This is a genomic window from Methylicorpusculum oleiharenae, assembly GCF_009828925.2.
Classification (GTDB): Bacteria; Pseudomonadota; Gammaproteobacteria; order Methylococcales; family Methylomonadaceae; genus Methylicorpusculum; species Methylicorpusculum oleiharenae.
The window spans coordinates 367,268-386,998 of record NZ_WUTY02000001.1 but is presented as its reverse complement, the minus strand read 5'-3'; the positions used below and the strand labels follow the sequence as shown (position 1 = coordinate 386,998).

Here is a 19,731-nt window from a genome sequence, read left to right as displayed (position 1 = left end):
AAATGATGAAACAACCGAAAAAGAACAATGGTTTTACTTTGCTCGAATTACTCGTTGTGTTAGGTATTATCGCTATGTTGGCCGGAATTGTCGGTCCGCAGGTCATGAAGCATATGGGCGCTTCAAAAACCAAAGCCGCCAAAGTCCAGATAGAGGGGCTTGCATCTTCGCTTGATATGTACAAACTGGATGTCGGTCGCTATCCGTCAACTGAACAGGGATTAAATGCATTGATAGAGAAACCGTCCGATGTGGAGCGCTGGAATGGTCCCTACCTGCGTAAATCAAAAGTTCCGGTCGATCCCTGGCAACAGCCTTATCAATATAAATTCCCTGGCGAACACGGCAATTTCGATTTGTTCTCGTTGGGAGCGGATCAAAAAGATGGTGGGGAAGGCGAAGATCAGGATGTTGTCAGCTGGTTATAGCAAAAAATAACGTTTTTGCCCTGTCACTAATGAAACCTTCAGGTTATTAAATTGTGCCGCCGAAAATCAGAGCGACCCGGGTAAACCGGGGTTTTACGTTAATCGAATTATCGGTGGTGCTATTTGTTATGGCGCTCGCTTTTGGCGCTATTGGCATCTCGCTCTCGTCCGGTAATGATGCAACCACGATAAAAAGTGCAGCAAGAGACATGATTTCGGCCTTGCGTTATGCCAGAGGTCAGGCCTTGATGCTGGGAGACGAGACTACGGTGACCATCGACTTTGCCGAAAACACCTATCAGATCAGTACGCGGGATAAAATTTATCATATTCCAAAAAAAATCCATGTGACATTAGTGACAGCGCAAAGTGAATTTAGCGGTGATGGCCAAGCCAATATTCGCTTTTTTGGCGATGGTTCATCGACCGGCGGCAGGGTCACGCTGGAGTTGGATCAGTGGGTCTGGCGCATCAATATTAATTGGTTGACAGGCTTGATCGATCTCGCCGATGCATAATCAGCGGGGTTTTTCTTTAATGGAAATTCTGGTGGCCTTCGCTATTATGGCGTTGGCTTTAGGTGTTTTACTCAGAATTTTTTCCGGTGGCGTCAACACGGCGATCGTTGCCGATGATTACACAACAGCGGTTCAATTGGCCGAGTCCCTGATGGCCAGAATCGGTGTGGAAACGCCGATGCAACCCGGTCAGATGTCAGGTATCGAATTTGATCGATATGTCTGGCAAGTCAACGTGAGCCTGGCCGATGTTCAGTTAGAAGCAACCGAAGACAATACGAATGTGCCCCTGCTTTTAAGAATCGATGTCAGCGTCAGTTGGGGCGAAGAAAATGCTGAGCCGCGGGTGTTTGAATTAAATACCTTGCGGCTGGTTCGAAGCGAACAGCCAGCCGGAACCTAGTCATGTTCCGTGCTTGCCGGCAAAAAGGTTTCACTCTGATCGAAATCATGATGTCCATGACGCTTTTGAGCATCATGATGGTATTGTTGTTCGGCGCTCTCAGAATCAGCGCTCAAAGCTGGGAGGCAGGGGAAGGCAAAGTGGCCCAGGTTAACGAAACAGCCATGGTCTATCAGTTTTTTCGCAGGCATTTAGCCGTTGTGCAGCCGTTGTGGCAAGATTTTTCAGAGGACGAAGAAAGGGTTTTTTCATTTAGAGGTAAAGCGGATAGCGTTCAATTTGTCTCGCCATTGCCTGCAAGTGCGGCTCGACCCGGATTGCAGGTGTTCACTGTATTTTTACAACAGGAAAATGGTAATAACGCTCTTAAAGTTGCGATAAAGCCGTTTTTTCCCAGTTCGGACGATGAGGCATGGCAAGACGAGGATGTGGTAATCCTTACGCATGTCAGGTTATTCCAGATCAGTTATTTCGAAGCGGATCCTCTCTCTGAATCCGGAGGATGGCAGCAAGAGTGGGTCGATAGAGAAACATTGCCAAGCTTGATTAAAATCAGAATTGCGCGTGATAACGAGTTGTATTGGCCGGATATCATCATACCGGTCAAATTGAGTGCCGCCGATAGTAATCCCGGATTCTCGGCAGATTCTGAAGGGGACATCAAGTGACGCGGCAAAAGGGCGTTGCATTGGTGTTAGTGCTCTGGATAGTGACTCTCTTGACTATCATGGCGGGAAGTTTCGCCCTCAGCATGCGCAGGGAATCAGCTATAATGTTCGGACTGAAGAGCGTTGCGCAAGCGCAAGCCTATGCTGAAGCTGGAATCGCGATGGCCCAAATGATGATGCTCCAAAATGATCCCTTGAAGCGTTGGCAAGCGGATGGGCAAATCTATGAATTCAGATTTGATCACGCGCTAATACGGGTGCAAATGCTGGCCGAGAGTGGTAAGGTTGACCTCAATCAGGCGGACTTGACCCTATTGCAAAGACTGTTGAGTCAGGCGCCCATAGAGCCAGAAAAACAAACGAGGATTGCCGATGCTATTGTCGATTGGCGGGATAAGGATGATACGGCGCGTGAAGCCGGTGCGGAGAAAAGTGAATATAAGAAGGCGGGATTAAAGTACGTGCCGCGCAACGAAGCCTTTCAATCGCTGGAAGAGCTGCAAATGGTTTTAGGCATGGATTCCGGATTATACGACTGGCTCGAACCGTTTATAACCATACACTCCGGAAAATCCGGCGTCGATTTGCAAAAAGCGTCGGCAGAATTGAAATTGATATTGCAAGATGAAGATGAACAAAGCTTCAAAACCGGAATGAAAAATGCGCCGTCCGCATCCGTGCCTGTTACTCAGGTTGATGAGCTGCCGGGGGATGATTTGGACATGCCTGAAACGGGTGACGAGCAGGATAACAGCAGTAATACAGACGTGTTTACGATCATTTCGGAAGCAATGGTCGATGAAGAAATCACGGCAACTGTTCATGCTTTGGTTAAACGAGTGGATGAGGGAGGCGCGCCTTTTTCTATCATTCAATGGCGGCCCAAATATTCCAAAGCTCGCAGTTTATTCGCAGTCGAAATGGAAAATTATTAAAGACATTACACATGCTGAATCTTGATGCAAACATCGATCTGGATGTAAAAAAGTTTTTTCGCTGGTGGGGCGGAGAGCTGTTACAAATATTGCCTGATAATCTCAAACAGATTCTGGATCAACAGCAGGGACACCTTGTTTTAAGGCTCTATCCAACGCTGTTCCGCTTGTCTTATGAACAAGGCAATGCATGCGAAGACTTCGGCGAATTTAGCAGAGATGCAGCTGGCATTGAGCGCATCAAAAACCTTTTGTTAAATGACAACCGCTTTGAAAACGCTAATCTGGTCTTTCGGCTGACCGAATTGGACGCGGTGAGTAAGGAGTTCGCTTTACCTCTTGCCGCAGCGGAAAACTTGCAGCAAGTCATCGCTTATGAACTGGATCGCTTTACGCCTTTCAACAAGGATCAGGTCTATTTTGCTATCAAGTTGCTGGAAAAAAATAAGCAAACAGGGCTCGTCCGCCTCATATTGGTGTTATCTCCCAGAGAAAAAGTAGATGCCCTGATTGAGGAATTAAATCCTTTAAATATCCGGCCATCCTTGATTGATTATGATTCAGTCATAAATGATCGGGAATCGAATCCATCCTATTACAATCTCCTGCCGGAAGATCTTCGGGAAAAAAAGGTAGAATGGCAAAATTATATTCATGGCAGTTTAACCGCCTTATTTTTTATATTATTCTCCGTGTTTCTGATTTTACCGCTTTGGCTTGAAAATCAGGCTGTCAGCAAGCTGCGTGAAGAAATTGCAGTCATAGAAAAAGAAGCAACCGTTGTTGATAGACTCCAAGCAGAAATCGATACCACTATTGCCCAGACCAAGCAATTGATAACAAAAAAGCAGCAATCACCTTCTGTGGTCACCCTGCTTAATTCGCTTAGTGCACTGATAAAAGACGATACCTGGCTAAACTATTTGAAATACTCCGAAGGACAGCTTCAAATTCAAGGCCAATCGCCGGCGGCATCGGCATTAATTGCAATACTGGAAGGATCGGATTTATTTGCTAACGCCCGTTTTGTTTCACCGGTTACACAAGACAGGATGACGGGTTTAGAGCGTTTTCAACTCACGGTAGATGTAAAATCCAGGAGCAGTGATTGATAAAGCTCATCAATAAATACCCGCCGCAACGATGGTTCGCAGTAGGGCTGTTGATTGCCGTTATTCTGTTGGTTATCGGGTTTTTAATTGTGCCGCTGGTCAATGAAGCGTTGGACTTGCGTGATGAAAAAAACGAGCTGTTGTTTCGTTTGGAGCGCTATCAACGGGTTATCGCTAAAAAAGAAGCCGTCATAGAGAATATTGAACAAATCAAGCAGGCTAAAAGCACGCAGAACTATTTCAGTAGCCAGGGTACAGAGGCTCTGGCGTCTGCTGATTTGCAACAATTTATCAAGACGGCTATTGCCAATGGCGGAGGCCAGTTAACCAGTACGCAGGTTTTGCCCAGCAAAACTGAAGGTGAATTTACCCGTATAGCCGTCAAAGTCAGGATGAATGGGGATATAGAAACCTTGCGTTCCGTTTTATTTCAAATCGAATCGTCAATCCCCTTATTTGTTATTGACGACCTTGATATACGTCCTGAGCGAGGCATACGCAACCGGGTAACCCGTAAAATCGAACCCAGTAACAAGTTGAACATCAGTTTTCAGGCCTCCAGTTTTATGGGGAAAGGAAAATGATCAATGTTGGGCTAATCAAATTACAGGCCGGTGTTTGTGCCATTCTTCTGGTGTTGATCGTCGGAGAATGGTGGTACTGGGCATCTTCAAACGATGAAGCAGATCCTGATGGAACTACTGTCAGTCCCGCATACGATGAGCGGGAATTCCCGCAGTTAAAACTCGATCAGCAGACTGAAGACAGTTACGCCGATTTGGTCAGCAGACCTTTGTTTATTGAAGGCAGACGACCGGTACCGGAAGCGGATACTGATAATTCTCCGAATGCCATGAGCTCAGAAGTATTGGAATGGGAGTTGACAGGGGTTTACACCACGCAACAAAAACAGAGCGTATTGCTGCGCCGGACCAAAATTCAGCCTAACCAGAAAAGCCATACTAAAATTTCCAAAGACCAGGAAGTGGACGGCTGGAAGTTGATCGAAATATTGCCGGATAAAGCCGTGCTTGAACGTGGCGGCGAATCAACAGAATTGATCTTGCGGAAGCCAAAACTGAAAGAGCTGCCCAAAACCAGACAGGCCCCTCCACAGATGCCTCCGGTACCTGAAATGCCGCCTGATGCCGGTCAAAGTGAACCTATTCCTGAAGAAAATCTTACCCAATGAAAAAACATAATCTAATTCAAGCAACAACGTATTTGGCTGTTTTAAGCCTGACGTTAAACGGTTGTGAATTTATGGGGCCTCAGCAAAAACCTAAATTACTGCTGACGCAACCGTTAACCAATGATATCGATCATCAAGGTGTGATTTATGAACAACTGGATAATAAACCGCTAACGGATGAAAAAGATAAGCTGAAAACCGAAATTTATCCGGGCGGTGGCTTGCCGGTTTCCGAACTTGCCGCACGCAGAAGTCCTTCATCTGAGGGTGGGCCTGGTACCTATAGCCTGAATTTTGATGAGGCCGATTTGGGTGAAGTCGCCAAAGTCATCATCAGTGATATTTTGGGGCAGAACTATGTATTGAGTCCCAAAGTGGCGGGAAAAGTGACCCTGCAAACCACGAAACCACTCAGCAAGGAACAGTTGATGCCAACGCTGGAGATGTTGCTGCGTATGAACAATGCCGCGCTCGTCAAAGACGGGGGTGTTTATCATATAGAACCTGCGGGTGAGGCTTTGATGACGTCTTCCTTATCCTTAGCAGGGGGGGCCAAAACCTTGCCTTCCGGTTATCAGGTAAAGGTTTATCCAATCAGAAATGTAGATGTCGCCAACATGGGGGAAATTCTTAAACCCCTGGTCGGCGAAAAGACCATATTACACAGTGATGCGACCCGCAATCTGCTGGTTGTAGGAGGCACGGCAGCCGAACTTGAGCGCGTTCAGGAAATCGTATCGATATTTGATGCGGACATCATGCGTGGCCGTTCGTTTGCGATGTTTCCGTTGTCACATGTAGACCCGCCGACGTTGGTTGAGGAATTGGATCAGATTTTTAATAAAATCGGCAAAGAAGATGAGAGCAGCTTTTTTAGATTTATTCCTATCGAGCGGATGAATGCCATTCTGGCGATCACCCATCAATCGCGTTATTTAACCGATATCGAAAACTGGATTATTCGTCTGGATCGTTCCAAAAAGGCGTCTGGCGGAGGTGTTAACGTCTATAAAGTCCAGCATGTCAATGCGCTCGATTTAGCTATGGTATTGAGCGATATTTATGGTTCCGCCAGCGTTCAGTCCAGGGGCGGACAAGTGGCCGCAGGTCGAAAATCGGTTGAAGTCACAAACCGTCCGGCATCGACATCGTCATCGAGCCGAAACCGGTCGCAATCGACCAGTAATCAGTCCCAAATACAGCAGGTTCAACGAACTTCCCCCGGCCTGGGTAACCTTTCAGGGGGGGCTGGCGGCAGTAATACCAATGTCAAAGTCGCCGGTGTCGGTGAGGTCAAGATTATCCCGGATGAGATTAATAACTCCTTGGTTATCGTGGCAACCGCTCAGGAATACAGCGTAATAAAAGATGTTATCAAGCAGTTGGATGTGATGCCTTTACAGGTGTTAATCGATGCGACCATTGTAGAGGTCACGCTAACAGATGAACTTGAGTATGGAATCCAATGGTATTTTTCAGAAGGAAGTTCAGGTATTGGCAGTGGTTCTGTTTCGAGTAATTCAAATAGTGCTGTGGCTTTAAGCAACGCCGCTGCAACTGCTGCCGCTGCCGCTGCAACCGGGGGTCTCAGCGCTATCTATAGCTCCGGCGCTATCAAAGCGCTACTTAAAGCTCAGGCTAATGATGGCAATATTAACGTCATTTCATCTCCCTCTTTAATGGTTTTGAATAATCAGGAAGCCAATATTCAAGTGGGGGAGGAAAAATCGCTTAGAACTTCAGAATCTACGCCTCTTTCAGGAGGTGCTGGCGAAGACAATGCACTGATTCAAACCACCCAAATTCAACAGCGTAAAACGGGTGTCATGGTTACCGTTAAACCCAGAGTCAATGCCAATGGTTTGGTGACGATGGAAATTGAGCAAAGTGTTGAAAGTTTTGGAAATTCTAGTACAAATGGTAACCCGGATATTTTGACCCGGGAGATTGCCAGCTCGGTCGCTGTGCAAAGCGGAGAAACCATTGTGCTTGGGGGGTTAATTCAAGAGAGAACCACATCTTCACAAAGTGGCATTCCTTTTTTGCATGATTTACCTTTGATTGGTCCTTTATTCGGCTCTACAGTAAAAAATAATGATAAGACCGAGTTGGTATTATTATTAACGCCAAGAGTAGTCACTAATAGACAGGACGCCAGATTGGTCACTGACGAATTCAAGCGTAAATTGACCGGTATCTATCAGGATGTGCCTCTGGAAGTAGAAGTGCTTCAATAATCAATTCGTAGCAACGCATTATGAAAAAAAGAATCAGCTTTTTTATATTATTATCAGTTGTCTTTTCTTGCCCGGTCGCAAATGCTCAACCCGTTGAGGCATCCGACCCCGGCTTTGTACTGCTGGATGTTTTGTTGTACCGGCCGTTGGGATTTGCCGTAACAGTCATTGGCACGGGGGTATTTATCGGGATAAGCCCTTTAACGGCTTTTGCATCCATTCCCTATCCGCACGATGCCTTCATCAAGACAGGCAATATATTGGTTTTAGCCCCTGGCGCTTATACGTTTATAAGGCCCGTAGGTGACAGGAGCTTCCCCTATGTGCCGCCGTCCTATAAACGCAAGCGGATCGTATCGGATAATGACGTGCCGCCAAAATAAGCGCTGTAGGGCGTTTTTGCGCTAGCAAAACGCAGGCGCTTCAAGGCCGTGACAGATTGCCTATCGGCGAATCCGCCTTACGGCAAGAAGACATTCATAAAAGATCCTGATTATAAAGATCAATCAGCTCAGTCAAAAATCGTCATCTCGGCATTCCCTGACCGGGGCAGGCTCTGCCGGAAAGACGTTGTTGCGGAAGCATCTTTATAATCAGGTAAAAGATTGAAACGTCGGAAATTGATAGGGAGCAGCGCGTCCTTGCGCTGGAGATCATTTAGAAGCTGATAATATCCTGGCCTTTACTGACCAAAACCACATCAGCCGGTCTCAGGCTGAAAATGCCGACGGTAACAACGCCGGGAATGTTGTTGATCGTTCTTTCCAGTTCTGAAGGGTTCAGAATGCTGAGATTGTGTACATCCAAAATTTGACAGCCGTTGTCGGTGATACAGTTTTCACGCCATATCGGTTGACCGCCCAGTTTGACCAATTCACGCGCTACAAAGCTTCTCGCCATAGGAATGACTTCCACCGGCAAAGGGAATTTACCCAGCACATCAACCGATTTTGATTCATCCGCAATGCAGATAAACTTTTTGCTGGCGCCGGCAATAATTTTTTCACGCGTCAGGGCTGCGCCACCGCCTTTGATCAGTTGTTTATGCGGGTTGATTTCGTCCGCACCATCGACATAAACTTCCAGTGTGCCGACTGAGTTGAGATCCAGAACCGGAATGCCGATGCGTTGCAAGTGCGTTGTGCTGGTTTCTGAGCTGGACACCGCGCCTTCGATGTCGTTTTTAAAAGCTTTAAGTCCTTCGATGAAATGGTAAACGGTAGAGCCGGTGCCGACGCCGATAATTGAGACGCCTTTGATGTATTCTAAGGCCGCTTGAGCTACTTGTTGTTTTAATTCGTCTTGTGTCATAGCGTATCTGTTAATTAAGGTTAGGTGATATAAATAATGTGTGATAATACCGCGTAACAGCTGATACCTTATCCGTTTTTTAGCATGTTAGCAAAATATATTGAGAGAATTTTAAGAGCGCGGGTTTACGATGTGGCAGAGGAAACGCCGCTGGACTTCGCCCCTAATTTATCCAAACGCTTGGGCAATGCCGTATATTTGAAGCGCGAAGATCTACAGCCGGTATTTTCCTTCAAGTTACGCGGAGCTTATAACAAAATAGCTCTTTTGACTGAAAGGGAGCGCGCCAGTGGCGTTATTGCAGCTTCGGCCGGTAATCATGCACAGGGCGTGGCACTTTCGGCACAGATGCTGGGCATAACGGCATTGATCGTGATGCCGAGAACAACACCGGAAATCAAAGTCAATTCCGTCAGAGGACGGGGTGCTGAGACGATTCTTCATGGCGATTCCTATGATGAAGCTTATGCTTATGCCCGGCAGTTGGCAGAGCAAAAGAAGATGACGTTTATTCATCCCTATGATGATCCCGATGTTATCGCAGGGCAGGGTACGGTAGGAATGGAAATCCTCAGACAAAAGACCGGCTCAATAAATGCGATTTTTGTTCCTGTGGGGGGCGGCGGATTGATCGCCGGCATTACGGCTTATGTCAAGTTTGTAAGGCCTGAAACCAAGATCATCGGTGTTGAGCCGGACGATGCCGATTGCTTGAATCAGGCCTTGAAAGCCCGCAGTCGCGTAACGCTTAAGCAAGTCGGATTGTTTGCCGACGGTGTGGCCGTCAGGCAGATAGGTGAGGAACCTTTTAATGTGGTGCGCGATTACATCGATGAAGTGATCACCGTCAATACTGATGAAATTTGTGCGGCGATCAAGGATATATTCGACGATACCCGCTCTGTCGCAGAGCCTGCGGGTGCTTTAGCGTTGGCGGGTTTGAAGAAATACGTGGAAGTCACAGAGGCTAGTGACCAGACCTTGATTGCCATTGAAAGTGGTGCGAATATCAACTTTGATCGTTTGCGCTATGTTGCAGAACGGGCGCAGGTGGGCGAACATAGGGAATTACTACTTGCGGTGAATATCCCCGAAATTCCGGGCAGTTTCTTAAACTTTTGCCGTCTGCTGGGTAATCGTAACGTGACCGAATTTAATTACCGGTATTTTGATGCTGGCCAAGCGCAAGTATTTGTAGGGGTCTCGTCCAGCGGTTCGGGTGCAGACAAAGCTGAATTGGTCAATCAGTTACAGACTCAGGGTTTTCAGGTCCTGGATATGACAGCTAATGATTTGGCAAAAGAGCATATTCGTTATATGGTTGGCGGGCATACGCCTTGTCAACTGGATGAAATTGTTTATAGTCTGCAGTTCCCTGAAAGACCCGGTGCGTTATTAGGATTTTTATCAGCTTTGGGTGGGCGATGGAATATCAGTTTGTTTCATTATCGCAACCACGGCGCTGCGTTTGGTTTGGTTTTGATTGGTTTGCAAATGCCGAAAGCTGAAAGCCATGCTTTTGAGGCGTGTCTGGATGAATTGGGGTTTGGTTATACGGAAGAAACTGAAAATCCGGCTTACGCATTATTTGCCGGTGGCAACAAAATGTGAGCGGAGTACTGGGTCATGATTATTTTTCGGGTAACAAACTATGATCCGTTAGCCCAACTTGTCGAACGAGTTGAACGGCCTGCACCTGCCACTGATCTCTTAGAATGAAGGGCCTGTTCCGTCTTAAGGTCTGATAAGTTAAAGCCGCCCTTTCCGGGAAAGGCGTTTGGGCTCCATGCCGGTCAAGATATTATGTATATATTCAGGAACGCCGGCCGGCTTAATAACCCTCATCCTAACCTTCTCCCTACGGAGGATGGTCGCTACAAGGAAGGAGGCTGAAAATTTACACTGCTTTTAGGTATGCTGGAAATGATCAAAGACATTCATCGAGACAAACTCTCAAAGCTCAGGATTCTTTATGTAGAGGATGATAGCGAAACCCGCGAGGAACTCAGCATGATTCTTCAATCCTGGGTGGATGTTCTTCATGTCGCGGTGAATGGTAGCGAGGGGCTGAATTTTTATAGAAAGTATGATCCTGATATCGTCATTACCGACATACAAATGCCTATTTTAAACGGACTGGGTATGTCGTCCGAAATCAAGCGCATCAAGCGCGATCAATGCATTGTCGTGTTAAGCGCTTACAATGATGTCGAATACCTTTTTAAAGCGATGGAACTGGGTATTCAGCATTACATCACCAAGCCTGTGATGATAGATCGTTTGCAGGCTAAGCTGACTCAAATTGCAGAGTTTATGAGTCTTGAGAACGAGGCTCTGCGAAGTCGCAAGCTGCTTGAGCAATACAAGCTCATGGTCGACGAAAAAGCGATCGTCTGTAAAATGGATTCTGAAGGCTTTATCACTTATGTCAATCAACATTTCTGTGCCTTATCCGGCTATACAGAACACGAATTGATCGGCCGCGAGTTCCGTTTCTTGTTTGAGTCGGATGAACAGTTTTCGGAAATCCGGTCGGCCTTGTCCGATTTTCGAAAATGGACCGGAATTTTGATCAATACCTCCAAAAAAGGAGGCCGCTATGTGGTTGACGCTTCATTAACTGCGGTTGTCGCGGAAGGTGATCACATTGAAGAGTATGTCGCATTGATGGTCGACATCACGGATATGTACGAGAAACACGAAAGATTATCGCTGCATCTGCAAAACGACTTAAACACGCAAAATCATCTTTTAAACGAGTATGAACGTGCCCTGGAGTTGGGCACTTCATTATGTGTCATTGATCCTGACGGCATCATTGTCAGCGCCAATCCCAGTTTCAGTAACGGCTTGGGCTGTTTGCCCGAGGATTTGGTCGGTTTGCCGTTTGATGAATTAATTCAGGATTACCTCCATTTCAAAGAGTGGGCCTTGCCTCAAATTACAGGACAGGGTTCGCTGTCGCGGGTCATGAATATGCGTTTCAAGGAAGGTTTGGAAAAAACGTTCAGTATCATTATTGTCGCTATCCATGATGTGCAGGGTTCGCTGCATTCCTTGCTGGCGCTAAGTCAGGACATTACCGATTCGATCCGGCTGAATCGGGAAATCATGGATACTCAAAAGGAATTGCTCTACGTCATGGGTGAGGTCGTCGAGAACCGCAGTCAGGAAACCGGCATGCATGTCAAACGTGTAGCCGAACTTTCCAAGTTCATTGCGCTTAAATACGGACTCACCGAACAGCATTCCGAAATGATTAAAATTGCATCCCCTATGCATGATGTCGGTAAAGTCGGCATTTCCGACCATATTCTTCATAAACCGGGCAAGCTGACCGAAGAAGAGTTTAAAGTGATGAAAACGCATGCCCAACTGGGTTATAACCTGCTCAAAAAACTCGACAAGCCGCTGATCAAAATGGCGGCGAACATTGCCTATCATCATCATGAACACTTTGACGGTTCAGGCTATCCGAATGGTTTGAGCGGTGAACAAATTTCGATTGAAGGCAAAATTGTGGCGTTGGTCGATGTCTTTGATGCGCTGAGTAGCGAGCGCGCCTATAAGAAACCCTGGCCGCATGACGCCATTCTGGATTACATCGAAACTCAGAGAGGCAAGCAGTTTGAGCCGGTGTTGGTCGATATTATGCTGGACAATATGGATGATATTCTGGCGCTTCGTAATTTGTATAAAGATTAGTCGCCATAGGCGAAGCGGTTGTTTATGATTCATCTCCCCTCTTTACCGGATATCCGGGCTGGTCAAGCTTGCAATGCTGTTAACTTAAGCGGGCCTGATCATCTGAAAACTCAGTACCGATGCTTGTTGTTTAGGGCTGTGAAGATCAAATACCTTCCTAAAAGACGTGTTTACTTTTTAACCTTCTCTGCCGTCAAGCCGTTGCTGGGGGTGTTAGCCGGCTTCATGCTTGCCGGTAATGTTTGGGCTGAACCGATAAAAACCGAGAATCTCAGTCTTCAGGATTGCATAGAAATTGCCTTGCAACGCAATCAGCAAATGCAGATATCGAGTGCGTCAATTGCAATGGCTGAAGCTCAGTATCAGCAGGCCATGTCCGCTTATTGGCCGCGAATTTCTGCGGATGTCAATGCGCAGCGGGCCGATGAGGACAGGACTTTTTCTGGAAAAACATCAGTAAAACTGCCCCCTGCCTTAGGCGCTGCTTTGGGTGGGGCGGTTGGTGGGGCTCCCATTAGTTCGTTACCTATGGATTTGGATGTCAAATTGTTCGATAGAGACATGCTGACTACATCCGTCAATTTGACCTACCCTATTTTCACCGGAGGACGGCGCGGCGCTATTGTCGATCAGGCTGAAAAAGGGCTTGCAATTGCCGAAATCGGTGAACGCAAAACCCGGCTTGAAGTCATCCGCGATGTCAAAAAATATTATTACGGCGCCCTGTTTGCACTGGATATGGAGCAGTTGGCCAGCGATACGCTGGAGCGTTTTCAGGTGCTGGAAGAACTGACCGAACGGCTTTATCAGCATGGTTCCATGAAGGTTAAAAAAACCGATTATCTGCGCACAAAAACCTCAACGGCCATTACTCGTTCGTTATTGCACGAAGCCAATTATTCCAGGGAACTAGCCCACGAAGCATTAACTAATGCGATGGGGCTGGATTGGAACAGCAACGTGACGCTGGCAAAAGATGAACAACCTCTGCACTTGAATGAGGAATTACAAACCTTGATCAGCAGCGCGCATGATTTTAATCCGGATATCCAGCAGCTTAAATTAGCTGTTCAGGTGACTGAAAATAAAATAACCGAAGCGCGAAGCGGCTATTTTCCGGTAATCGGATTCCAGGCATCGGCTTACAAGTTATGGAACGATTTTGACGGCGGTCTGGTTAACAATGACAACCGCGAAGGCTGGACCATTGGTGTGGGTTTGCAGTGGAATTTATTCGATGGTTTTCAGACCTCAGGTAAGGTCGATTATGCCAAGGCGCAACGAAGACAATTGGAAAGCCAGCAAATCTTGCTGGATCAAGCCATGGCGTTGCAAGTCAAGCAGCAGTTTTTAAGGCTGCGCAGTGCCGGAAAACAAATGGAAGATACCCGCGAAGCTTCGAGTTATGCAAAAGAAAACCGGGAGCTTCACGTTCGCGCTTACCAGGAAGAGATGGTCGAGACCAAGGATGTCATCGAGTCGGAAATTGTCGAAACTTTCACGCAAAGCTCTCAATACCGTTCCCGTCACGAATTGGAAATGGCATTGGTTTCGCTGGAATTTTTAATCGGTCAGAACATTCAATCGTTAAATCAATAACATAGAGAATTTCATGTTCAGATTTCCGGTTTTCCTGATGATATCAGCCCTGATCTGTAGTCAAACGGTAAATGCTGAAGATCACTTCCATGGGCTTTTATTCCGTGTGGGATTTTATGTTCAATCGTTTTCCGATGTATCCCGGGGCGATATGGAAATTGCAATGAAATTTTGGGGAGAGGAGCTGGGTCAGCAGCTGGATCTGACGACTCAAGTGGAGATGTATGACAATATCGAAAACATGGCGGCCGATTTTGCAAACGGTAAAATCAATTTTATAGTTGGATCGCCGCTCAGTGTCATCAAACATTTCAAACTGGACTCGTTAAGTGATGGCTTCAGAGCGGTTAACGATACACGCGATTTCGACAGCCTGGTTTTAGTGGTCAGAAGTGACGAGGGCATCAGCACAATTAAACAAGCCCAGGGAAAAAGGCTGGTATTGCTAAAAGGTGATGAACTAGCCGCCGTTTTTATCGATAACTTGACGCGCAAATCCAGCGGGAGTGATTACAACCGTTTTTTTGAAAATGTAGTTTGGGCGACGAATTCGCATCGGATGGTGCTGGATTTGTTTTTTAAAAAAGCCGATATTGCCCTGGTGTATTTGAAAGCTTATCGTTTGGCGTGTGAACTGAACCCCCAGATCGAAAGAAAGACCCAAATCATTGCAACTTTCTCCTCATTTCCTCGAAGCATCGGATTTTTTCATAAAGATGTGGACAGTAGCTTTCGCGAATATATTCTTACCAAAGCGCTTTTTATTGATCAGTTTCCCAGAGGACGGCAGTTATTGACGTTGTTTAATTCTGAAAAACTTGAGCGTTCACAAGTGAGCGATCTGGACAAAGTGATTTCTCTTTATGAGGAATACAAGCATAACAAGAGCAGAGCGAGGCGGTGATATTTTCTCTGCGAAGTTTGGTTTTAAAGTTATTGATTCCGGTTTTGATCATTATACTGCCGGGGTCGCTCTATGGGCAGGACCCGGCGCGGATCAATATGGGTTTTTATTATCCTTCCATCAATGATATTGCAGATCGTACCGATATTGAAATTTCGTTAACCTTTTGGACGAAGGAGTTGACCGAGGAAGTTGCGATTACTGAATCGCATGCATTTCTTTACGATACCGTTCAAACGATGCGCAAGGCCTTTGACGAGGGCGAAATTGATATGATAATCGCGCCGCCATTGGTTATAGCCAAGTATTTTGATAGGGCCATGCTTGCGGATGGCTTTGTCGGTGTTCGTGAAGGGGGCTTGAATAATGCTTTGCTTTTGCTGGTTAACAAAGACCGAATCAATACAGTAAAGGATTTGCGCGGTAAACGAATCATTCTTCCTGTTAATGATGAGTTGGCGGAAGTGTTTCTAGATACCCTGACACTTAAAGCCTTTAAGAAAAGCTTTAAAAACATTTTTTCGGTCACTCAACCCAAAATCAAAAATAATCGTATTGTGCTCGATTTATTTTTTGATAAAGCCGATGCGGCTATTGTTTACCAGGGCGCATTTGATGTGATGGCCGAATTGAATCCTCAGATTCTTACCAAACTAAAAATTCTGGCGAGCTATCCCGTCCGGGCAAAAAATTTCAGTTATTTCCATAAGGATTACCCGCTAAGAGAATTACTGACCCAAAAAGCCATGAGCTACGGTGAGTTTCCCAGAGCAAAACAAATTTTGGCAGTTTATAAAACGCCAGAGCTGGATTACTGCAAGGTTGAAGAGTTGGAGATGTTCGATGCGCTTTATGCGGAATATCTGGAATTAAAAAAGCAGGTAAAAGGCAATTAGAACAGCTTGCGGCAGGGCTAATGTGTTGTTAAGGCTCCAGCTATTCAATTAACAGGTATTTTCCGATATCAGTTTATGAACTTGACACGAATGAATGCATAAGATCTATAACCGATTTCAATTACCCGGTCATGAGTACGGATGAGCTTTAGCGGTAGAAACAAGATTTTTATCAGGGTGTTTACCGTCTTTGGTACGCTGGTGCTGGCGATCACACTGGTCATTGCGCTGATGATCATTCCCTGGCAGCAGCGCTCTTTGGAACAAATTATGTATACTCAAGCAGTCACGGTATCACAGTCTATCGTTCAGGCTTGTTCTGATGCCATGATCAGCCAGGACTTTGGTTTTATCGTTGAACATAATGTCGAAGTGCTTGAGAAAAATGCCGGCATTCATTATGTGATGATCTCGCCGTTGCGCGGGGAACGTCTCTGGATAGAACCAAAACAATGGAAAATAATGGACGCGCCGGATGCGCGATTTGCCAAATTTGAGACCGCTAAAAACGATTTTCATTTTCTTGATCTTTCCGAATCACGCAAAGTTTATCACTTTGTCTATCCGGTCAGTTTCTCCAGCATAGAATGGGGCTGGCTGCATATCGGATTTTCTACCGATGAATACGATGAATACCTCCGTAATATGTATCAGCAAATTTTTATTATTACCGGTATTTCAATCGTTCTAATTTTGGTGGTCGGGTACTTTTTTGCTCGCTGGATTACGCTGCCGGTTTCAACGATCAGTCAACTGGCGACGCTTGTGGCCGAGGGTGATTTGTCGGTTAAATCGGATATTAAACGAAATGATGAAATTGGCTTGTTGTCCGAGAGTTTTAATCAAATGGTGGCTTCGCTTAGAGAATCGAAGACGCATTTGCAGCATTACAGTGAAGAATTGGAGCAGGAAGTTGACCGGCGCACGCACGAGTTGGACGATTTAAATCAAAGTCTTGATCAACGAGTGAGAGATGAAGTATCCAGACGTCAGCAACAGGAGGAATTGTTGATTCGCCAGTCCCGCTTGGCCGCTATGGGGGAAATGATTGGTGCGATTGCGCATCAGTGGCGGCAGCCGCTCAATGCCTTGGGCTTGGTACTGCAAAACATGCAGTTGACTTATAGCCAGGGTAAACTCGATGACGTCTTTATGTCCCGGAGTATGGAAAAGTCGGAACGATTGATTACTAAAATGTCCACGACCATCGATGATTTCCGTAATTTTTTTAAGCCTAACAAAGAGCCGGAGCAATTTTATTTGCATGGGGCGATTACCGCTGTGCTGGAGCTGCTGGAAGCGACATTTAAAAATAACAACATACACACGGAATTGAATTGCGATGAGCAGTTCAGTATAAACGGCCTGCAAGGCGAGTTTTCCCAGGTAATGCTTAATTTATTGAACAATGCGCGCGATACTTTTATCGAGCGAGGTACTACTTCGCCGCGAGTCAGAATTAATGTACAGCTCATCCGCGACGGCTGGTATAGCATCAGAGTTTCCGACAATGCAGGAGGAATCGCAACTGATATCATGGATAAAATATATGATCCTTACTTTACGACGCGTTCAGATGGAAAAGGCACGGGTATAGGCTTATACATGTCAAAAATGATTGTTGAAAATACAATGCACGGCACGTTGACAGCCGAAAATGATGCCGAGGGCGCCGTTTTTATTGTTGAAGTACCTAAGGTTCCCGGATTTCATTTGCAGATTGAAAGACGGAGAACCGGACGCAGTTAGAAGCAAGCTTGTATCCACTTTCTTGATGTGGTTGATTTAAGTGGAAAAGAGAGTGGCTATAAGCGGGTTTTATACCCATCGTAGATCGAAATTCGGCACCGGGGTGCCCGTCAAAGGATGCCGTAAATTCATCCATGTAGTCTCTATGCCAGCATCCATGCTGGCAAAGCCTTTGCCGAACAACCCGTTGCCTCCTTAGAGACTGCCGAAATTTGAAGTGCGAAAGGTATACATCATTCCAGGGTCAGAATAAATTCCCATTGAGCCGGGGTAACCGGCATAATCGAGAGTCTGTTGCCCCGTCTCAATAAGGCAAACTCTGCAAGTTCCCCATCGGTGTATCTTTTCAGTTCATGAAGACTGATAGTCCTGTTGAGCTTACGTTCAAAAGTCACATCGACCATGAACCATCTTGGTGCGTCTGGCGTGCTTTTAGGGTCATGATGTTTGTCATTCGGATCAAAAGCAAAATGATCAGGGTAACCTTCGCGGGTTATGCGCATAAGACCTACGATTCCGGGCACGTCACAATTTGAATGATAAAAGAAAACCTGATCGCCGTTTTTCATTTCATCGCGCATCATGTTTCTGGCTTGATAATTGCGAACACCATCCCATTGTTCTGTCTGGTGCGGTCTTAAGTAAAGATCATCAATACTGAATTCGTTAGGCTCTGATTTCATTAGCCAATAGCGCATGTGAGGTTCCTGAAGGTTTTTATCAAAGAGCTTGATATTGGCGGTCGTCAAGCGGTTGTTGCCATCTATTGTAACCTTTGTCTTTAAGTGCTTGGCTTGCAAGCACGAGCTTTAGCTTATAAAGATCCTAATTCAATAGATGTTGAGTGGCAAGAAACCTGCTTATTTTAAAACAGTTTAAATCTGTGTATTATCAATTTAATTTTTACTCATGGAGAACATGAATGCATAACGTGACGTTGATCAAAGGGGATGGCATTGGGCCGTCCATTATGGATGAGGCGGTAAGAATTATCGATGCATCAGGCGCTAAAATAAATTGGGAAGAAGCCTATGCCGGTATGGCCGCATACAATAAGTTTGGCACCCCGATTCCTGATCAAACCCTGGCGTCCATCGATAAAAACCGCTTAGCCTTCAAAGGGCCGTTAACTACGGCTGTCGGCGGGACAGGATTCCGCAGTATCAATGTAGAGCTGCGTAAAAAATACGATCTTTATGCAAACGTGCGACCTGCAAAAAGCTGGCAAGGTGTTAATACCCGTTTTACGGATGTCGATATTGTCATTGTCAGAGAAAATACTGAAGGACTTTATGCCGGTCTGGAACATTTTCTCACCCCTAAAAAAGATATTGCTGAGAGCTTGGCTGTTGTTACGCGTCAAGGCTCGCAAAGAATTGTCGAATATGCGTTTGAATATGCCCGTGACAACGGACGCAAGAAAGTTACAGTCTGCCACAAGGCTAATATTCTTAAGTACACGCAAGGCCTTTTCCTGGATACCGCTCGTGAAGTTGCCGCCAAGTATCCTGATATTCAATTTGACGAAAAAATCATTGATGCAACCTGTATGCATATGGTGATGAACCCTCATCAGTTTGATGTGATTGTTACCACAAATATGTTCGGTGACATCTTGTCTGATTTGACTGCCGGTCTGGTCGGCGGCTTGGGCTTGATTCCCGGCGCCAATATTGGCGAAGATGCCGCGTTATTTGAAGCCGTGCACGGCAGCGCGCCCGATATTGAGGGCAAGAATATAGCGAATCCTACTGCCGTCATCATGGCTGGCATCATGATGCTGGATCACCTTAAGGAACATGAGGCGGCGCGGCGAGTACAAAATGCGTTGGAAAAAGTTGTTTCAGAAGGAAAATTTGTCACGCCGGATCTTAATCCTACTTCAGGCGTGGGAACCGATGCGATGGGTCAGGCGATTCTGGATGCGATGAAGTAAGTCATTTAAAGACACTTTCCGTAGAACCGGTGGTCAAAGAGCCGGTACCTTTTGGTGCAAAGTCGGTCAGGTTTGGTGCGTGTTATGCAGAACGTCATAGGCCAGCAGTTGCTTTGCACGGTTATACGTAAATTCGGT

19 protein-coding genes are annotated in these 19,731 nt (G+C 46.0%); 17 read left to right on the top strand and 2 right to left on the bottom strand.

Annotation, left to right across the window (positions count from 1 at the left end):
• The first annotated feature begins 2 nt into the window (after positions 1–2).
• Genes gspG through GO003_RS01810 form a run of 10 tightly spaced genes read left to right on the top strand, consistent with a single transcriptional unit; the run spans position 3 to position 7,876 of the window.
• Positions 3–428, top strand: coding sequence for a type II secretion system major pseudopilin GspG (gene gspG / locus GO003_RS01855; RefSeq protein WP_159652070.1), 426 nt, complete (start codon positions 3–5; stop codon positions 426–428).
• Positions 429–481: 53 nt separating this feature from the next.
• Positions 482–946, top strand: a complete 465-nt coding sequence (locus GO003_RS01850) for a GspH/FimT family pseudopilin (protein WP_231088776.1) — start codon at positions 482–484, stop codon at positions 944–946.
• Complete coding sequence (locus GO003_RS01845; RefSeq protein WP_159652072.1) at positions 939–1,349, top strand: type IV pilus modification PilV family protein; 411 nt, start codon at positions 939–941, stop codon at positions 1,347–1,349. The genes GO003_RS01850 and GO003_RS01845 overlap by 8 nt, the downstream gene beginning before the upstream one ends.
• A gap of 2 nt (positions 1,350–1,351) precedes the next feature.
• Positions 1,352–2,017: a PulJ/GspJ family protein gene (locus GO003_RS01840; RefSeq protein WP_159652074.1), complete on the top strand. Its 666-nt coding sequence runs from the start codon at positions 1,352–1,354 to the stop codon at positions 2,015–2,017.
• Entirely contained in the window at positions 2,014–2,952 is a 939-nt protein-coding gene (locus GO003_RS01835) for a type II secretion system minor pseudopilin (RefSeq protein ID WP_159652076.1), read from the top strand. Before GO003_RS01840 ends, GO003_RS01835 begins: the two co-directional genes overlap by 4 nt.
• An 11-nt stretch (positions 2,953–2,963) precedes the next feature.
• Positions 2,964–4,064 carry a PilN domain-containing protein gene (locus GO003_RS01830; RefSeq protein WP_159652078.1) on the top strand — a complete coding sequence of 367 codons (1,101 nt, stop codon included), beginning with the start codon at positions 2,964–2,966 and terminating at the stop codon, positions 4,062–4,064.
• A complete protein-coding gene (gene gspM / locus GO003_RS01825; protein ID WP_159652080.1) occupies positions 4,061–4,648 on the top strand; it encodes a type II secretion system protein GspM in 588 nt (195 codons plus the stop codon). Before GO003_RS01830 ends, gspM begins: the two co-directional genes overlap by 4 nt.
• Positions 4,645–5,256 carry a hypothetical protein gene (locus GO003_RS01820; RefSeq protein ID WP_159652082.1) on the top strand — a complete coding sequence of 204 codons (612 nt, stop codon included), beginning with the start codon at positions 4,645–4,647 and terminating at the stop codon, positions 5,254–5,256. The genes gspM and GO003_RS01820 overlap by 4 nt, the downstream gene beginning before the upstream one ends.
• Positions 5,253–7,493, top strand: coding sequence for a type II secretion system secretin GspD (gene gspD, locus GO003_RS01815; RefSeq protein WP_159652084.1), 2,241 nt, complete (start codon positions 5,253–5,255; stop codon positions 7,491–7,493). Before GO003_RS01820 ends, gspD begins: the two co-directional genes overlap by 4 nt.
• A 20-nt stretch (positions 7,494–7,513) precedes the next feature.
• A complete protein-coding gene (locus tag GO003_RS01810) occupies positions 7,514–7,876 on the top strand; it encodes a hypothetical protein (RefSeq protein WP_159652086.1) in 363 nt (120 codons plus the stop codon).
• A gap of 274 nt (positions 7,877–8,150) precedes the next feature.
• On the opposite strand, the gene rpiA is transcribed toward GO003_RS01810, so the two are convergent.
• Complete coding sequence (gene rpiA, locus GO003_RS01805; protein WP_159652088.1) at positions 8,151–8,804, bottom strand: ribose-5-phosphate isomerase RpiA; 654 nt, start codon at positions 8,802–8,804, stop codon at positions 8,151–8,153.
• Positions 8,805–8,888: 84 nt separating this feature from the next.
• On the opposite strand from rpiA, the gene ilvA reads away from it, so the two are divergent.
• The 6 genes from ilvA to GO003_RS01775 all read left to right on the top strand — a co-directional run bounded on the left by ilvA (position 8,889) and on the right by GO003_RS01775 (position 17,657).
• Positions 8,889–10,415 (top strand): threonine ammonia-lyase, biosynthetic, encoded by a 1,527-nt coding sequence (gene ilvA, locus GO003_RS01800; RefSeq protein WP_159652090.1) that lies wholly within the window; start codon positions 8,889–8,891, stop codon positions 10,413–10,415.
• Positions 10,416–10,727: 312 nt separating this feature from the next.
• Positions 10,728–12,509, top strand: a complete 1,782-nt coding sequence (locus GO003_RS01795) for an HD domain-containing phosphohydrolase (protein WP_159652092.1) — start codon at positions 10,728–10,730, stop codon at positions 12,507–12,509.
• Between the two features lie 24 nt (positions 12,510–12,533).
• On the top strand, positions 12,534–14,108 hold the full coding sequence (locus GO003_RS01790; protein ID WP_231088775.1) for a TolC family protein: 1,575 nt from the start codon (positions 12,534–12,536) through the stop codon (positions 14,106–14,108).
• A 13-nt stretch (positions 14,109–14,121) separates the two neighbouring features.
• Positions 14,122–15,012 (top strand): phosphate/phosphite/phosphonate ABC transporter substrate-binding protein, encoded by an 891-nt coding sequence (locus GO003_RS01785; protein WP_331001618.1) that lies wholly within the window; start codon positions 14,122–14,124, stop codon positions 15,010–15,012.
• Positions 15,009–15,908 carry a PhnD/SsuA/transferrin family substrate-binding protein gene (locus GO003_RS01780; RefSeq protein WP_159652098.1) on the top strand — a complete coding sequence of 300 codons (900 nt, stop codon included), beginning with the start codon at positions 15,009–15,011 and terminating at the stop codon, positions 15,906–15,908. Before GO003_RS01785 ends, GO003_RS01780 begins: the two co-directional genes overlap by 4 nt.
• Before the next feature lie 141 nt (positions 15,909–16,049).
• Positions 16,050–17,657, top strand: coding sequence for a sensor histidine kinase (locus tag GO003_RS01775; protein WP_159652100.1), 1,608 nt, complete (start codon positions 16,050–16,052; stop codon positions 17,655–17,657).
• A gap of 233 nt (positions 17,658–17,890) precedes the next feature.
• On the opposite strand, the gene GO003_RS01770 is transcribed toward GO003_RS01775, so the two are convergent.
• Entirely contained in the window at positions 17,891–18,355 is a 465-nt protein-coding gene (locus tag GO003_RS01770; RefSeq protein WP_159652102.1) for an EVE domain-containing protein, read from the bottom strand.
• Between the two features lie 224 nt (positions 18,356–18,579).
• On the opposite strand from GO003_RS01770, the gene GO003_RS01765 reads away from it, so the two are divergent.
• Complete coding sequence (locus GO003_RS01765; protein WP_159652104.1) at positions 18,580–19,593, top strand: isocitrate/isopropylmalate dehydrogenase family protein; 1,014 nt, start codon at positions 18,580–18,582, stop codon at positions 19,591–19,593.
• Positions 19,594–19,731: the final 138 nt, after the last annotated feature.

Bases quoted from the DNA above. Each gene is read 5' to 3' on its own strand.
- GO003_RS01830 (WP_159652078.1), top strand. From the start codon at position 2,964: ATGCTGAATCTTGATGCAAACATCGATCTGGATGTAAAAAAGTTTTTT.
- gspD (WP_159652084.1), top strand. From the start codon at position 5,253: ATGAAAAAACATAATCTAATTCAAGCAACAACGTATTTGGCTGTTTTA.
- GO003_RS01810 (WP_159652086.1), top strand. From the start codon at position 7,514: ATGAAAAAAAGAATCAGCTTTTTTATATTATTATCAGTTGTCTTTTCT.
- GO003_RS01775 (WP_159652100.1), top strand. From the start codon at position 16,050: ATGAGCTTTAGCGGTAGAAACAAGATTTTTATCAGGGTGTTTACCGTC.
- gspG (WP_159652070.1), top strand. From the start codon at position 3: ATGATGAAACAACCGAAAAAGAACAATGGTTTTACTTTGCTCGAATTA.
- GO003_RS01820 (WP_159652082.1), top strand. From the start codon at position 4,645: ATGATCAATGTTGGGCTAATCAAATTACAGGCCGGTGTTTGTGCCATT.
- GO003_RS01840 (WP_159652074.1), top strand. From the start codon at position 1,352: ATGTTCCGTGCTTGCCGGCAAAAAGGTTTCACTCTGATCGAAATCATG.
- GO003_RS01795 (WP_159652092.1), top strand. From the start codon at position 10,728: ATGATCAAAGACATTCATCGAGACAAACTCTCAAAGCTCAGGATTCTT.
- ilvA (WP_159652090.1), top strand. From the start codon at position 8,889: ATGTTAGCAAAATATATTGAGAGAATTTTAAGAGCGCGGGTTTACGAT.
- GO003_RS01845 (WP_159652072.1), top strand. From the start codon at position 939: ATGCATAATCAGCGGGGTTTTTCTTTAATGGAAATTCTGGTGGCCTTC.
- GO003_RS01790 (WP_231088775.1), top strand. From the start codon at position 12,534: ATGATTCATCTCCCCTCTTTACCGGATATCCGGGCTGGTCAAGCTTGC.
- GO003_RS01765 (WP_159652104.1), top strand. From the start codon at position 18,580: ATGCATAACGTGACGTTGATCAAAGGGGATGGCATTGGGCCGTCCATT.
- rpiA (WP_159652088.1), bottom strand. From the start codon at position 8,804: ATGACACAAGACGAATTAAAACAACAAGTAGCTCAAGCGGCCTTAGAA.
- GO003_RS01770 (WP_159652102.1), bottom strand. From the start codon at position 18,355: ATGCGCTATTGGCTAATGAAATCAGAGCCTAACGAATTCAGTATTGAT.
- GO003_RS01785 (WP_331001618.1), top strand. From the start codon at position 14,122: ATGTTCAGATTTCCGGTTTTCCTGATGATATCAGCCCTGATCTGTAGT.